The sequence below is a fragment of the Pseudomonas brassicacearum genome (genome assembly GCF_003732265.1).
GTDB lineage: Bacteria > Pseudomonadota > Gammaproteobacteria > Pseudomonadales > Pseudomonadaceae > Aquipseudomonas > Aquipseudomonas brassicacearum_D.
The window spans coordinates 1,023,506-1,037,643 of record NZ_MOBK01000001.1; the positions used below are offsets into that span (position 1 = coordinate 1,023,506).

Below are 14,138 nucleotides of genomic sequence, written 5' to 3' on the forward strand. Positions count from 1 at the left end.
GGCTCGCTCCCACAGGGATTCAGCGTCGATCACAAAACCCGCCATCGACACAAATCAAATGTGGGAGCGGGCTTGCTCGCGAAAGCGGTGTGTCCGTCACCACCTGTGTTGAAAGTACCGCCGCCTTCGCGAGCAGGCTCGCTCCCACAGGGATTCAGCGTCGATCACAAAACCCGCCATCGACACAAATCAAATGTGGGAGCGGGCTTGCTCGCGAAAGCGGTGTGTCCGTCACCACCTGTGTTGAAAGTACCGCCGCCTTCGCGAGCAAGCCCGCTCCCACAGGGGGTTTGCGGCGGTCATCTGAAGGGTGGTGGGTATGAAGCCCGTAGTCATCATCGGCGCCGGCCCCGCCGGGATTCGGGCGGTGCAGACGCTGGTGGCGCATGGCGTTCGCCCGGTGTTGCTGGATGAAGCCGCGCGCGGTGGCGGGCAGATTTATCGGCGTCAGCCGGCCAACTTCAAGCGCTCGGCGGTCAAGTTGTATGGCTTCGAAGCGCGCAAGGCCAAGGCGCTGCATCAGACCCTCGATACGTTGCGCGAACAGCTCGACTATCGGCCCGACACCCTGGTGTGGAACGCCGAAGCGGATGCGCTCGACACGCTGCATGAAGGTCGCGCCGCACGCATCGAGTTCTCCCGTGTGATTGTCGCCACGGGCGCCACCGACCGTATCCTGCCTGTGCAAGGCTGGACGTTGCCAGGCGTCTACAGCCTCGGCGCGGCGCAGATCGCCCTGAAATTCCAGGGCTGCGCCATCGGCGAACGCGTGGTGTTCGCCGGCAGCGGTCCGTTGCTGTACCTGGTCGCGTATCAATACGCCAAGGCCGGTGCGAAAGTGGTCGCGGTGCTCGACAGTTCGCCGTTCAGTGCCCAGGTCCGCGCCCTGCCCGGCTTGCTCCCGCAACCGGCGACGCTGGCCAAGGGCATTTATTACCGCAGTTGGCTGACCGCACACGGCATCCCGGTGCATCAGGGCGCCACCTTGCAACGCATCGATGGCGAACACCGCGTGCGGTCGCTGAACTGGTCCGACGCAAAGGGCGAACATCAACTGATGTGCGATGCCGTCGCCTTCGCCCATGGCTTGCGCAGCGAAACCCAACTCGCCGATTTGCTCGGTTGCGAGTTTGCCTGGAACCCGCTCAACCGCGCCTGGCTGCCACAACGTGACAGCGCCGGACGCAGCAGTGTCGCCGAGGTGTACCTGGCCGGTGACGGCGCCGGGATCATGGGCGCCGATGCCGCGGAAATGGCCGGTGAACGGGCAGCCTTGGCGGTGCTCGAAGACAGCGGCTACCTGATTGCGCCACAGCGCGGCGTCCAACTGGAGCAATCGCTCACCCGAATAAACACCTTTCGCAAAGGGCTGGAACAGGCATTCATCTTCCCTGAACACTGGGCAGCCAACACCGCGGACGAGGTGATGATCTGCCGCTGCGAAGAAGTGCGCGCCGGTGACATCCGTCAGGTTGTGCGCGAAGGCCACTGGGAAATCAACCGGGTCAAAGCCCATTGCCGCGTGGGCATGGGCCGCTGCCAAGGGCGCATGTGCGGCGCGGCCACCGCAGAAATCATTGCCGGCGAGAGCCAGCGCGGCGTGTCGCAAATCGGGCGGCTGCGTGCGCAGGCGCCGGTCAAGCCGCTGCCGTTTGGCCTGGAGATCGAATCGTGATTGAAGTCGACGCGATCATCATCGGCGGCGGCATTGTCGGTGCCTCGGCCGCTCTTTTTCTCAGCAAAGCCGGACGTCGCGTGGCGTTGCTGGAGCGGGACTTTTGCGGTTCGCATTCCAGTGGCGTGAACTATGGCGGCGTACGCCGACAAGGTCGGCCGCTGTCACAACTGCCCTTGTCGCAAAGGGCACACGAGATCTGGGGACAGCTGCCACAGTTGATTGGCATTGACGGTGAATATCAACGCAGCGGTCATTTGAAGCTCGCACGCAGCCTCGACGACTTGCGTGCGTTGCAGGATTACGCCGCCAGCAGCCAGGGTTTCGGCCTCGATTTGCAGCTACTGGATCGCGCTGAATTGCGCGCACGTTTTCCCTGGGTCGGTGATGTCGCCGTCGGCGCTTCGTATTGCCCCGACGATGGTCACGCCAACCCGCGACTGGTTTCCCCCGCCTTCGCCCAAGCCGCGCAGCGCCACGGCGCACAGGTGCATGAACAGTGCGCCGTCACTGCCGTGGAACACGACGGCCAGCGCTTTCGGGTCAGCACTCAAAACGACCTGGAACTGCACGCGCCGTGGCTGCTGAACTGCGCCGGCGCCTGGGCCGGCAGCCTCGCTGAACAGTTCGGCGAAGCGGTGCCCATGCACGCCGGGCACCCGGCGATGCTGGTCACCGAGCCGTTGCCACTGGTGATGAACGCCAGCACCGGTGTCGAAGGCGGCGGCATTTATGCCCGACAGGTCGCTCGCGGCAATTGCGTGCTTGGCGGTGGCCAGGGTTTTGCCCTCGACACTGCGAGGGCACGCCCCGGCCAGCAGGCGGTAATCGAGATCCTGCGCCAGGCCGTCGAGCTTTATCCGTTTCTTGAAGGCGCCCAGGCAATTCGCACCTGGAGCGGCACCGAAGGTTATCTGCCCGACCGCCAACCGGTGATCGGTCACAGCAGCACGCTACCCGGTCTGTTGCACGCGTTCGGCTTTGCTGGCGCGGGTTTTCAGATCGGGCCGGCGGTGGGCCAGGCGCTCACCGAGATCATCTGCCACGGCGCCCCGTCGACGTCGCTGGATGCGTTTTCCATCACCCGGTTTCACCCCATTTCCGTAGCTTGATAGAGGAAGGTCGCGCCAATGAATCACTTCAAACGCACTGCACTGCTCGGATTTTCATGCCTGAGTGCCCTGCTCACGGTGACCCAGGCTCACGCCGAGCCGACGCTTTACCTGGGCATGAACGGCGGGACCATGGAGCGGCTGTATGCCGACAAGGTGTTGCCGGTTTTCGAAAAAGCCAACAACGTCAAAGTGGTCATCGTGCCGGGCACCTCCGCCGACATCCTGGCCAAGGTCCAGGCCAGCAAAGGCAACCCGCAGTTGCACGTGATGTTCCTCGACGACGGCATCATGTACCGCGCCATCGCCATGGGCCTGTGCGACAAGCTTGAAGACAGCCCGACCCTGGCGCAGATTCCAGCCAAGGGCCGGATCAAGGATCAGGCCGTGGCAGTCAGCCTCGGCGTCACCGGGCTGGCGTACAACACCCGGTTGTTCAAGGAAAAAGGCTGGAGCGCGCCGACGTCATGGATGGACATGGCTGACCCGCGTTTCAAGGACAAACTGGTGTTCCAGTCGATGGCCTCGTCGACCTTCGGCCTGCACGGTTTCCTGATGTTCAACCGCATTCAGGGTGGCAGCGAAACCGACGTCGAACCGGGCTTCAAGGCCTGGCCGAACACCGTCGGACGCAACGTGCTGGAATACATTCCGAGCTCGGCGAAAATTTCCGAAATGCTCCAGACCGACGAAGCCGCGCTGTTCCCTTTGACCCCGACGCAGGTCACCGCGTTGAAGCTCAAAGGTATGCCGGTCGAGTACGCGCAACCGAAGGAAGGCGCCGTGGTGCTCAACGTCGCGGAGTGCGCCATCGCCAACAACACCCAACCGGAACTGGCACAAAAACTCGCCGCGTTCTTGCTGACGCCCGAAGCACAAGCCGCCGCACTTGAGGACGGCGACCAGATCCCGTCCAACCCGAACACCCCGACCACCGACAAGACGCGCGGCCAGGTCGAGGCGATGAAGCAGTATCTGGAAACAGCGATTGCCATCGATTGGGACCAGGTCAACGAACAGCGCCCGGCGTGGAATGCACGCTGGAATCGCACCATTGAACGCTAGATAACCGCAGCCACACAACCGATGCAGCAGCTCGTCCGGCTCTGTAGCAGCTGTCGAGCACCGCGAGGCTGCGTTCGGCTGCGAAGCAGTCGTAAACCCTGCAAACGCGGTCTTTCTGAGACACCGCGCTGCCTGATTTCACGACTGCTTCGCAGCCGGACGCAGCCTCGCTGGAGCTCGACAGCTGCTACAGGGCCGAACGCAGCCTCGCGCTGCTCGATAGCTGGTACAAGGCTGTCTACCCGTTTCGTCCGTCGACATGACTGGATGGGTAATTACCCATCTGGTTACACTACGCCGCCGCTGCTCGGGGAGCCGGCCTGACGACTACGGGGTGACATGACAATGGCCGCTCGACCGCCCAACCGTTCGCGACTGACACCACGCCTGCCTTCCTTGCGCAGCCTTTTCGGCAAGGCGCTTGCCTCACCTGCCAGCGGCACGGCGGCCGGTAAAGCCGTCCACGATTACTTCCGCCAGAAAGCCCATGCCCAGGGCTACACCCTCAGTCACAGCCAGCAGCGAGTGATCGACTGCATGGCGCAACACGCCACCGCGCTGCTCGGCGCGTCGACAAAAACCCTTCCCGGCCTCTATTTGCACGGTGCGGTCGGACGCGGCAAGAGCTGGTTGCTCGACGGCTTTTTCCGAGCGATCCCGATCGAGCAAAAGCAGCGAATGCACTTCCACGAGTTCTTTGCCCGATTGCATCAGGGAATGTTCACCCACCGCGATCAGCCCGATGCGCTGGCCTTCACCCTCGATGAACTGCTGAGCGATTGCCGGGTGCTGTGTTTCGACGAGTTTCACGTTCATGACATCGGCGATGCGATGCTCATCACGCGGCTGTTCAAGGCGCTATTCCGTCGCGGCATTCTGCTGCTGGTGACGTCTAATTATCCACCGGAAGGCTTGCTGCCCAACCCGCTCTACCACGCACGTTTCAAGCCGGTCATCGACCTGATCCACGCCCGCATGCAAGTGATGGAAGTCGGGGGCCCGCATGACTACCGCAGTCAGGTCAGAACCCACGCGCAGCAGGTGTTTACCCAAGGCCGTTATGTCTGGCCGGGCAGCCTGGCGCAACGTCAGGTGTTGAACCTGCCCGAACGCGTGTCCCCTCCCTTGCAACTGGCGGTCGGCACCCGGCACCTGCAAGCGCGGCATTGCGAAGATCGGACCATCGGCTTCACCTTTGACGCTCTGTGCGAACACCCCACGGCGGTCATGGATTACCTAGAGCTGTGCCGGCGCTTCGATCACTGGATCATCGACGAACTGCCCAAACTCGCCGACTGCTCGATTGCCGCACAGCAGCGGTTCATCAACCTGATCGACGTTCTATACGATCAGGACAAACACCTGACGCTCCTCGGACAGCAATCGTTGCGCGAAAGCCTGGGTGGCGATGCCATCGACCTGGCGCGCACGCGCAGCCGCTTGGGCCAGTTGCTGGAAGTGCGCGCACTGGCCTGACAGGTGCGCCACCTTTACCGCTATCATGTCGCCCATTTCCAGGCCTCCGCGCCTTCCCCTGATCAATAGCGAACCCGCCCATGGATACCCTCGCCCAACTGCGCGCCGGCCAATTGACTGGCATTACTCGCCTGGACCTGGCCTGCGGCCTGACAGAATTCCCGCGGGACATTTTCGACCTGGCGGATTCGCTGGAGGTGCTCAACCTCAGCGGCAACGCCTTGCGCAGCCTGCCGGATGACCTGCATCGCCTGACCCGGTTACGCGTGCTGTTCTGCTCGGACAACCTGTTCACCGAACTGCCGGCGTGCCTGGGCCAATGCGCCGCGCTGACGATGATCGGCTTCCGGTCCAATGCCATCGAAACGGTCCCCGCCGCCGCGCTGCCGCCGTTGCTGCGCTGGTTGATCCTGACTGACAACCGCATCGCTGAACTGCCCACCGAACTGGGCGACCGCCCGAACCTGCAAAAACTCATGCTCGCCGGCAACCGCTTGCAACGCCTGCCCCGCAGCCTGAGCCAGTGCCATCGACTCGAACTGATCCGCATCGCTGCCAATCAGTTCAAGGAACTGCCCGAATGGCTGCTGGCCCTGCCCAGCCTGACGTGGCTGGCGTACGCCGGTAATCCCCTGGAAACCGAAGCGGATGCGGCGGCACTGGAAGCCACTCCGCAGATTCCCTGGGAGCAATTGCACCTGGAGCAGCAGTTGGGCGAAGGCGCTTCGGGGGTGATTCATCGGGCCACCTGGGCGCAAACGGGGCAACCGGCCACGCAGGTCGCGGTCAAGCTCTACAAGGGCGAAATGACCAGCGATGGCTCACCCCTGCACGAAATGAACGCCTGCATCACCGCCGGCCTTCACCCGAACCTGATCCGCGTCGAAGGCCGAATCGTCGATCATCCCGAGCAGCAGGCCGGGCTGGTCATGCAACTGATCGACCCGAGTTATCGCAACCTGGCCGCGCTGCCGAGCCTGGCGTCCTGCACGCGAGACGTCTACACCGATGACACTCGCTTCAGCGCGGGCGTGGCAATGCGCATCGCCCATGGCGTGGCCTCAGTGGCCAGGCATTTGCACCAGCACGGCATCACCCACGGCGATCTCTATGGCCACAACATCCTGTGGAACGAGGACGGTGATTGCCTGCTGGGGGATTTTGGCGCGGCGTCTTTTCACGCGACCTGCGACAGCCCTGAAAGCCGGGCGCTGCAACGCATTGAGGTGCGGGCATTTGGGGTGTTGCTGGGGGAATTGCTAGAACGCATCGACTCGGGGTTGAGCGATGTTGCGCGTGAAGAGCTGGAAGTTTTGCAGGAGCGCTGCTGCCATCCGGAAGTGCTGAAGAGACCCGGGTTTGGCGAGATTTTGCGGGAGCTGCAGGATCGGTGACCGCTTTGCGGCCATTCGCGAGCAAGCCCGCTCCCACACTAGATCTATGTCGCACTGAAGATTAAATGTGGGAGCGGGCTTGCTCGCGAAGGCGGCCTGTCAGACGACAAAGTCGCCCATGCTGGACTACTTAACCCGCCAGACCCACAAACATATCCTGCACATCATCATGGTTGTCGAGGCCTTCCAGGAACGCTTCAACCTCAGCCATCTGCTCATCGCTCAAACCACTGACCGGGTTCTTCGGCTGGTAGCCCAGTTTCGCCGCCAACACCGTGAAACCTTGCTCCGGCAGTGCTTTTTGCACCGCGTCCAGGTCCGCAGGTTCGGTCAGGAACAGGGTCGTGCCCTCTTCTTCGCCCGGCTCAAAGTCCTGGGCACCGGCTTCGATCGCCGCCATTTCCGGATCGGCGTCCGGGCTGTCCGGGGACGCTTCGATCATGCCGACATGGTTGAAGTCCCACGCCACGGAGCCGGAAGCGCCCAGTTGGCCCTTACGGAACGCCACGCGGATTTCCGCCACGGTGCGGTTGATGTTGTCGGTCACGCATTCAACGATCAGCGGCACCTGATGCGGGGCGAAGCCTTCGTAAGTCACGCGATGATATTGCACGGTTTCGCCCAACAGGCCCGCGCCTTTCTTGATCGCGCGATCGAGGGTTTCCTTGGGCATCGAGGCTTTCTTGGCCTGTTCAACCACGAGTCGCAGGTGTGCGTTGGTGGCGGTATCGGCGCCGTTACGCGCAGCAATGGTGATTTCTTTCACCAGTTTGCCGAAGATCTTGCCCTTGGCGTTGGATGCCGCTTCTTTGTGTTTAACCTTCCACTGTGCGCCCATTACTCACTCTCTTGATCAGTGGCGCCGAGACATCTATTGGCCGACGCATTGCGCAAGTTTATACGGCCTAAAGTTGGCAATCGACCAAAAAATGCGGACGGGTCCACCGGCTTCACGTATCGACTTTTTCGCCAGCATTCGTAGGGCGATTCTGAAACAGCGATTTGCGGTGACCATTGAGGGGCGCGGTTTCGTACCCTTCGCGTCCGCAATCCATGGCAGAAGCGCACTCAATGCACAACGACAAGGAAAGTCTCTACACCCTGACCCTCCTCGACAGCGGTTTAAGCCTGCAGGTGTTGCAGTTCAGCGGAACTGAAAGCCTGAACCGGCCCTACCGGTTCGACATTGAAGTGATTGGCCTGGCACCGGCGATGAACCTCGACCCGTTGCTGCAACAACCGGCTCTTCTGACGATGGACGATCGCATCGCCGTTCACGGCATTCTTCACAGCGCCAGCCGTGAACACCGCGGTCCGCATTGCATCGGCTATCACCTGGTGCTGGTGCCTTACCTGCACACCCTCGACCGACACCGCTGCCGTCGGGTGTTTCATCACCTCAGCGTGCCGGCAATCCTGCGTCAGTTGTTCCAGGAACATGCGCTGCCCGAGGACAGCTATCGCCTGGAACTGGCTACCGCGCACTACCCGCCCCGACCGTTTTGCATTCAATACGAAGAGTCCGACCTGACACTGATGCAGCGACTCTGCGAAGAAGAAGGCATCCACTATCACTTCGAACACCGCTGCGACGGGCATGTGCTGGTGCTGGCGGATGACAGCCAGGCATTCCCCCAGGCGCCGCTCGTGCTGCCCTTTCGAGAGGATGCGCTCAGCGGGACTTCTTTACCGGTGATCAGTGAGCTGTTCCAACGTCACAGCGCGCGCGCCCTGCCCGCCCGCCGCGTTGCCAACCATCGCGGATTTCAGGCATCGGGTGACGGCGCCGCCAACCACACCTTCGCCAAGACATCCCCTTTCACCGGTCGTCCCGCCCCCGAACAGGCGCACCGCGAGCAGCTCAGTCGCCGGTCACTGGAGCGTCTGCGCTGCCAGCATCGACAGATTGAAGGGCAAAGCAAGCACGCCGGCTTGCGCAGTGGCAGCATCGTGCAAGTGACGGAACATCCGCTGTCGGGCTTCAACGATCAGTGGCTGATCACCGACGTCCAGCACGGCGGGCAACAGCCTTCAATCCTCGCCGACCAACGTCCCCGGCGCTACAGCAATCAGTTCACCGCCATTCCCTGGTCAACGGAATTCAGGCCCGCGCTCACGCAACCCAGGCCGAGCATTCCGGGCTATCAGACGGCATGGGTGCTGGGCGTGGCCGGGCAACCGGCAGCGCTGGATGAGCAACATCGAATCCACGTGCGGCTGTGGCCAGCCCTGCAAGAGGACGCGGATGAATCCGCCGGCTTGTGGCTTCCCGTGGCCTTCGCCACACCGGAGCGCGGGATTGATCCCTCCAGCCTGCCCCTCGCGGGCTCCGAAGTGCTGATCAGCTTTCTCGACAGCGACCCGGATCGCCCGGTGTTGTGCGCCACCGTTTTCAACCCGACCAAGCCTCGCGCCGCCTATCAACCCCGCAGCGATGGGCGATTGCTGCTTGATTGGCTGATCAATCGCTAGCCCTTGTCCGCCTTGCCGGCCGCTGCGGCAAATTTGGCCAGGCGTACGTCCAGGTGCCGTGGGCGGCGGCCGTGATCTTCGGCGCGTTCCTTGCGGCGGATGGCGTTGCGCACCATCAGCGAGCCGAGGTAACGAATCGGCTCCGGCGGAAAAAACCCCAAGGGGCCGTTCACCAGCGGAGAACGGGTCCAGGCGTTGTCCAGCCCCAGCACCATCGAGGCCAGAATCTGCCCGCCCATGTGGCACGGGCCAACGCCGCTGCCGGAATAACCGAACCCGTAGAACACATTCCCGCTGGCGCTCATCTGGCCGAAGAACGGCAGGCCGGTGACCGAGCGATCTGACGGGCCGTTCCATGTCGCGTCGACCTTGGCGTCGGCGAACGCAGGGAAGAACTCATTGAGGCTGTCTTTCAACAACCCGGCGTACGGCGACGGCTGATCAAACACCGGTAACATCCGCCCACCATAGGCAAAGGTGTTGCCGCCCTTGCCGAGCATGATCCGGCCGTCCGGGGTGTTGTGGTAGTAGTGCACGAAAATCCGCGAATCAAGCACGGTGACGCCGCTGGTCAGGCCGATCTCGTTGAGCAGATCGGGACGCGGTTCGGTGATCAACATGTCACTGGAGACAATCGCCACGCTGCGCTCGAACTGCGGGAACGCCCGGGCCATCCAGGCGTTCATCGCCAGCACCACCCGGTCTGCGCGAACGGTGCCGTTGCGGGTTTGAATGCCCGCTGGCTTGCCCTCCTCCAGCCCGGTCATCGCGGTGTTTTCGTAAATCTTCACCCCCAACTGCAACGCCACTTGCCGCAAGCCGCGCACCAGTTTCCCGGGTTGTACGCTGGCCGCCGCAGGGGAAAACCAGCCCTCCAGATGCTTGCGGGAACCGGCCATGCGTTGCACGTCGGCGACCGGACGCTGGGTGAACGAGTTGATGCCGTTGCGTTCCAGCGCGGCAATCACTGCATCGGTCGAGCCGCACTGGGCACGATTGGTCGCGGTGTAGAGCGTGCCATCGAGGCGGTAATCGGCCTCCACGCCGTACTGTTCGCAAAAGGTGCCAATCGCGTAAATGCTGCGCTCGGATTCCTTGACCAGGCGCACCGCCTCTTCGACGCCGAACAGCCGCTCCAGGGTGAAATACTTGGCCGACCACGACAACGCACAACCGCCGTTGCGGCCACTGGCGCCGGCGCCGCAGATGTCGGCCTCGATCAGCACCACATCGAGTTCCGGGTTCTGCTCCTTGAGCATGATTGCGGTCCACAAACCGGTGTAGCCACCACCGACGATGCACACGTCTGCACGGGTATCGCCGTCCAGCGCCGGGCAGGTGTCGGACGTATCAGCCTTTAAGGCCTGGTCCAGCCAAAAGGGTCTCATGGGGAAATCTCCAGTCAGATGCCCACACGCCAGCCTGCCGCCGGTGCAGCAGGCTGCGAGGGACAGGATTCAGGTACGCAGGGGTTTGATCGCCATCGCCCGATTGGGCACGAAGGGATAGTTAACACGCAAGCCAGCCGGGCGGCTGTTCCAATGGGGGATCAACACCAGGGCCGAGAACAACGCGCAGCCGGCGAAGACGATGAACACGGTGACCGAGTCAAAGTAACCCGGCAGCAACCCGCCGAGAATTGCCCCGACCGAACCGCAACCGTTGACGAAACCCGCCGCCGTCGCGCCCGCCTTGGCGGTGCCGAAATCAATCGCGGCCGCGCCGCTGATCATCGAGTCCGGCCCGTACAGGGTCAGGCCCATGACAAACAACAGGATGACCACCAGCAAGACGCTGCCGGTGTGCAAGGCGCCCATGAACAAGGCCAGGGTCACGGTCAGCGCCAACAGGCTGAGGACGCAAGCCGGCATACGGCGGGCACCGAACACTTTGTCCGACGCGAGACCGAGCAGGATCGGCCCGAGCAGCCCGGCCAGTTCAAACGCGGTCGGGATGATCGCCGCGCCGACCTTGCCCACCGTGGGCATTTGTTCGAACACGATCACCGGGCCCCACAGCAGAATCGCGTAACGCGCCGGTTTCAGCAGAAAGTACGCCAGGCCCAGGACCAGCACCGTGCGGTTGCGCAGGATGTCCTTCAAGGGTTCCAGGATGCTGATCTTGCTTTGCGCGTCAGCCTCTTCAGCGGTCAACTCGGGTTCGATGTCCACCGCCGGCAGGCCGACGTCTTGCGGTGTGTTGCGTTGAAAAATAAAAAACAGCACGGCGACCAGCCCAACCACCGCCGCACTGGAAATGAACGCCGCATGCCAGGTGCCGATCAGCGTATACGCCCACCAGCCCGCAAACGGCGATGCCACCAGCCCACCAAAGGCATAGCAGGAACTCCATAACCCCAGCACTCTGCCGCGCTGTTGCGCAGGGAAGAAACTGCCGAGGTTTTTGCACAGCCCGGACCAACCGGTGGACTGCGCCAACCCTTGAATCAACATGCAGGTGGCGAAGATCGGCAGTGTCGCGTAAGTGCCCATCACCAGCGCCGCTGCCGCCGAAATCAGTAACCCGCCGAACACCACGACCCGTGGGCCAAAGCGGTCGGCGAGCATGCCCCAGGTAAACTGCCCGAGGGCGTACGCCGCCAGGTAGATCGCGTCGAGGTTGGCCATGGCCATTTTGTCGAGCATGAAGGTGGGGTCTTCGGCGATCCCCAGTTTGGCCACGGAAAACGCTTTGCGGGTGAAGTAGAAAGCGGCGTAGGCGAGCCAGGTGATCGCAAAGATCTGCACGCGCCAGCGCTTGATGGTGCCGATGGGATTGTTCATTGTGGTTCTGACCTCAGGGTGTGAGTGTGCCGGCAGAATGGGTAGAAAACGCCTGTGTTTTTATTGTTGAGCACTGCGGTATCGCGGTTTCCCTGTCGCGATACCGGTCAGATGAGTCCTGCTGTTGCACGCACAGGCTCATGGCCACCGCTGCTGTTCGACTGACCAGTCACCGGGGCTGAGGTGGATAAAAACAATTACTGATTAATAAGTGAAATCGATTTATCGTATTTCCAAAATAAGCTCAGCTTGTTACTGGAGGTTTCGATGTCGGTTTCCCACGCCCAACTCAAAGCCTTCCACGCCGTGGCCGTCCACGGAAGCTTTACCAAAGCCGCCGAGCGGCTATTCCTCACGCAACCGGCCATTTCCGACCAGGTGCGCAAACTCGAAGAGCGCTTCGGAGTGTTGCTGTTCCATCGCAACAAACGCTCGGTGCGCCTGACAGATCTGGGCGAGCGCTTGCTCGCCATCACTCAGCGGCTGTTCGTGATCGAGGCCGAAGCCCAGGAGCTGTTGCAGGACTCCCAGGCCTTGCAGACCGGCAGCCTGATCCTCGCGGTGGATGCGCCGGTGCATGTGCTGCCGCAGATCGCGCGGTTCTGCGAACGCTATCCGGGCATCAGCGTGAAGATTGAAACCGGCAACACCGATGAGTCGTTGTTTCGCCTGTTCAACTATCAGGCTGACCTGGCGTTGCTGGGCCGGGATGTCAGTGATGAACGGCTGATCTCATTGCCCCTGCGCAATGACCCGATGGTGGCGTTTGTTTCACGCCATCATCCGTGGGCGGATCGCGAATCGATCTGCCTCGCGGACCTGGATGACACGCCGTTGGTGCTGCGTGAAATCGGTTCGGTGACACGCCAGACACTGGAAGAGGAAATGGCCCGTGCCGGGTTTCGCATTCGCCCGGCGATTCAGGTGGAAGGACGGGAAGCGGCGCGCGAGGCGGTGGTGGTCGGGATTGGGGTTGGGGTGGTGTCGGCTGCCGAGTTTGGTGCGGATTCACGGGTGTGTGCGTTGCCGATTACTGATTGCACACGGCGGCTGACGGAGACACTGGTGTGCTTGCGCGAGCAGAGTTCGCGGCGGGTGGTGGCGACGTTTCTGGAGATGGTTCGCGAGAGTCTGGTGTAGGCAGGTCCGGCCCCTTCGCGAGCAAGCCCGCTCCCACAGGGGTTATGTGAACGCCACAAATCCAGTGTGGGAGCGGGCTTGCTCGCGAAGGCCGCACCTCGGTCTAACTGATTGGAGCCAACTCAAAAAACGCCTGTATCAACCGCAAATCCCGCCGCCGCTCCATGCACCCGATCATGTGCCGGTTCACCAGCCCCTCGCCAATAATCGGCACCGCCGCCACCCGTGGATCATGGCTGACTTCCACCGAAGACACCACGCCCACCCCCAACTCCGCCGCCACCGCTTCGGTCACCGCCTCCCGACTGTCCAGCTCCAGCAACACCCGTGGGTTGACCTTCGCCTGATCGCACGCCTGATCGAACGTGCGCCGGGTAATCGAACTCGGCTCACGCAACACCATGATCACCTGATCCAGCGCCTTGAGCTTGACGCTGCTCGCCTTCGCCCATGGATGACTTTCCGGCACCAACGCGCATATCCGCGATTCGCTCAACGCCTGTAGGTGCAGGCCCTTGCGCGGTTCAACCTCGGTCAACACCGCCACGTCGGCGTGCTCGGACAACAACGCCGCCAGGGTTTCCTGGGCATTGCCCAATCGCAGGTTCACGGTGATGCCGGGGTAGCGCGCGCGCAGGCTGGCCAACATCGGCATGACCATGTGCGGTCCGTCTGCCGCCACTTCCAGGCGCCCGGTCAGCAACTGTCGGTTCGCTTCGAGCATCACCTGCGCCTCTTCCGCCAGGCCGAACATGGCCCGGGTGATCGCGGCCAGTTTGGTGCCCTCCTCCGTCAGCTCCACCCGTCGCGCGGTACGGCGCAACAAGGTGATCTGGTAATGCTCTTCCAGGGCTTTGATGTGCCCGGTCACCGCCGGCTGGCTGATGAACAATCGTGCGGCGGCGCGAGTGAAGCTGCCTTCGCGGGCCACGGCATCAAAGGCCCGAAGCTGGAACAGGTTCATGGATAACTCTCACTGATGGCTGGCATAACAACAAACAATTTGATTGATAGCACGGCA

At 62.4% G+C, this 14,138-nt stretch carries 11 protein-coding genes; 7 read left to right on the plus strand and 4 right to left on the minus strand.

Going from position 1 to position 14,138, the window contains the following annotated elements:
* Positions 1–319: 319 nt before the first annotated feature.
* The 5 genes from BK660_RS04845 to BK660_RS04865 all read left to right on the plus strand — a co-directional run bounded on the left by BK660_RS04845 (position 320) and on the right by BK660_RS04865 (position 6,722).
* Positions 320–1,675, plus strand: a complete 1,356-nt coding sequence (locus tag BK660_RS04845; RefSeq protein WP_123432308.1) for an FAD/NAD(P)-dependent oxidoreductase — start codon at positions 320–322, stop codon at positions 1,673–1,675.
* Positions 1,672–2,787, plus strand: a complete 1,116-nt coding sequence (locus BK660_RS04850) for an NAD(P)/FAD-dependent oxidoreductase (protein WP_123432309.1) — start codon at positions 1,672–1,674, stop codon at positions 2,785–2,787. The genes BK660_RS04845 and BK660_RS04850 overlap by 4 nt, the downstream gene beginning before the upstream one ends.
* Positions 2,788–2,805: 18 nt before the next feature.
* Entirely contained in the window at positions 2,806–3,852 is a 1,047-nt protein-coding gene (locus tag BK660_RS04855) for an ABC transporter substrate-binding protein (protein WP_123432310.1), read from the plus strand.
* A 345-nt stretch (positions 3,853–4,197) separates the two neighbouring features.
* Positions 4,198–5,328 carry a cell division protein ZapE gene (gene zapE / locus BK660_RS04860; protein WP_123432311.1) on the plus strand — a complete coding sequence of 377 codons (1,131 nt, stop codon included), beginning with the start codon at positions 4,198–4,200 and terminating at the stop codon, positions 5,326–5,328.
* 80 nt (positions 5,329–5,408) lie between these two features.
* Positions 5,409–6,722, plus strand: coding sequence for a protein kinase (locus BK660_RS04865; RefSeq protein WP_123432312.1), 1,314 nt, complete (start codon positions 5,409–5,411; stop codon positions 6,720–6,722).
* Between the two features lie 130 nt (positions 6,723–6,852).
* On the opposite strand, the gene BK660_RS04870 is transcribed toward BK660_RS04865, so the two are convergent.
* Positions 6,853–7,560: a YebC/PmpR family DNA-binding transcriptional regulator gene (locus BK660_RS04870; protein ID WP_123432313.1), complete on the minus strand. Its 708-nt coding sequence runs from the start codon at positions 7,558–7,560 to the stop codon at positions 6,853–6,855.
* Positions 7,561–7,793: 233 nt separating this feature from the next.
* Between BK660_RS04870 and BK660_RS04875 the strand changes: the two genes are divergently transcribed.
* Positions 7,794–9,194, plus strand: a complete 1,401-nt coding sequence (locus BK660_RS04875; protein ID WP_123432314.1) for a type VI secretion system Vgr family protein — start codon at positions 7,794–7,796, stop codon at positions 9,192–9,194.
* Here BK660_RS04875 and BK660_RS04880 read toward each other — a convergent pair.
* Together BK660_RS04880 and BK660_RS04885 are read right to left on the minus strand one after the other, a co-directional pair.
* Positions 9,191–10,582, minus strand: a complete 1,392-nt coding sequence (locus BK660_RS04880) for an FAD-dependent oxidoreductase (protein ID WP_123432315.1) — start codon at positions 10,580–10,582, stop codon at positions 9,191–9,193. The genes BK660_RS04875 and BK660_RS04880 overlap by 4 nt on opposite strands.
* A 69-nt stretch (positions 10,583–10,651) precedes the next feature.
* Complete coding sequence (locus BK660_RS04885; RefSeq protein WP_123432316.1) at positions 10,652–11,977, minus strand: MFS transporter; 1,326 nt, start codon at positions 11,975–11,977, stop codon at positions 10,652–10,654.
* Positions 11,978–12,244: 267 nt separating this feature from the next.
* Between BK660_RS04885 and BK660_RS04890 the strand changes: the two genes are divergently transcribed.
* Positions 12,245–13,117 (plus strand): LysR family transcriptional regulator, encoded by an 873-nt coding sequence (locus BK660_RS04890; protein ID WP_123432317.1) that lies wholly within the window; start codon positions 12,245–12,247, stop codon positions 13,115–13,117.
* A 103-nt stretch (positions 13,118–13,220) separates the two neighbouring features.
* Here BK660_RS04890 and BK660_RS04895 read toward each other — a convergent pair whose 3' ends face one another.
* Positions 13,221–14,081, minus strand: coding sequence for a LysR substrate-binding domain-containing protein (locus BK660_RS04895; protein WP_123432318.1), 861 nt, complete (start codon positions 14,079–14,081; stop codon positions 13,221–13,223).
* Positions 14,082–14,138 lie beyond the last annotated feature (57 nt).

Coding starts and splice junctions, on each gene's coding strand:
- BK660_RS04870 (WP_123432313.1), bottom strand. CDS start 7,560: ATGGGCGCACAGTGGAAGGTTAAACACAAAGAAGCGGCATCCAACGCC.
- BK660_RS04880 (WP_123432315.1), bottom strand. CDS start 10,582: ATGAGACCCTTTTGGCTGGACCAGGCCTTAAAGGCTGATACGTCCGAC.
- BK660_RS04895 (WP_123432318.1), bottom strand. CDS start 14,081: ATGAACCTGTTCCAGCTTCGGGCCTTTGATGCCGTGGCCCGCGAAGGC.
- BK660_RS04845 (WP_123432308.1), top strand. CDS start 320: ATGAAGCCCGTAGTCATCATCGGCGCCGGCCCCGCCGGGATTCGGGCG.
- zapE (WP_123432311.1), top strand. CDS start 4,198: ATGGCCGCTCGACCGCCCAACCGTTCGCGACTGACACCACGCCTGCCT.
- BK660_RS04890 (WP_123432317.1), top strand. CDS start 12,245: ATGTCGGTTTCCCACGCCCAACTCAAAGCCTTCCACGCCGTGGCCGTC.
- BK660_RS04875 (WP_123432314.1), top strand. CDS start 7,794: ATGCACAACGACAAGGAAAGTCTCTACACCCTGACCCTCCTCGACAGC.
- BK660_RS04865 (WP_123432312.1), top strand. CDS start 5,409: ATGGATACCCTCGCCCAACTGCGCGCCGGCCAATTGACTGGCATTACT.
- BK660_RS04855 (WP_123432310.1), top strand. CDS start 2,806: ATGAATCACTTCAAACGCACTGCACTGCTCGGATTTTCATGCCTGAGT.
- BK660_RS04885 (WP_123432316.1), bottom strand. CDS start 11,977: ATGAACAATCCCATCGGCACCATCAAGCGCTGGCGCGTGCAGATCTTT.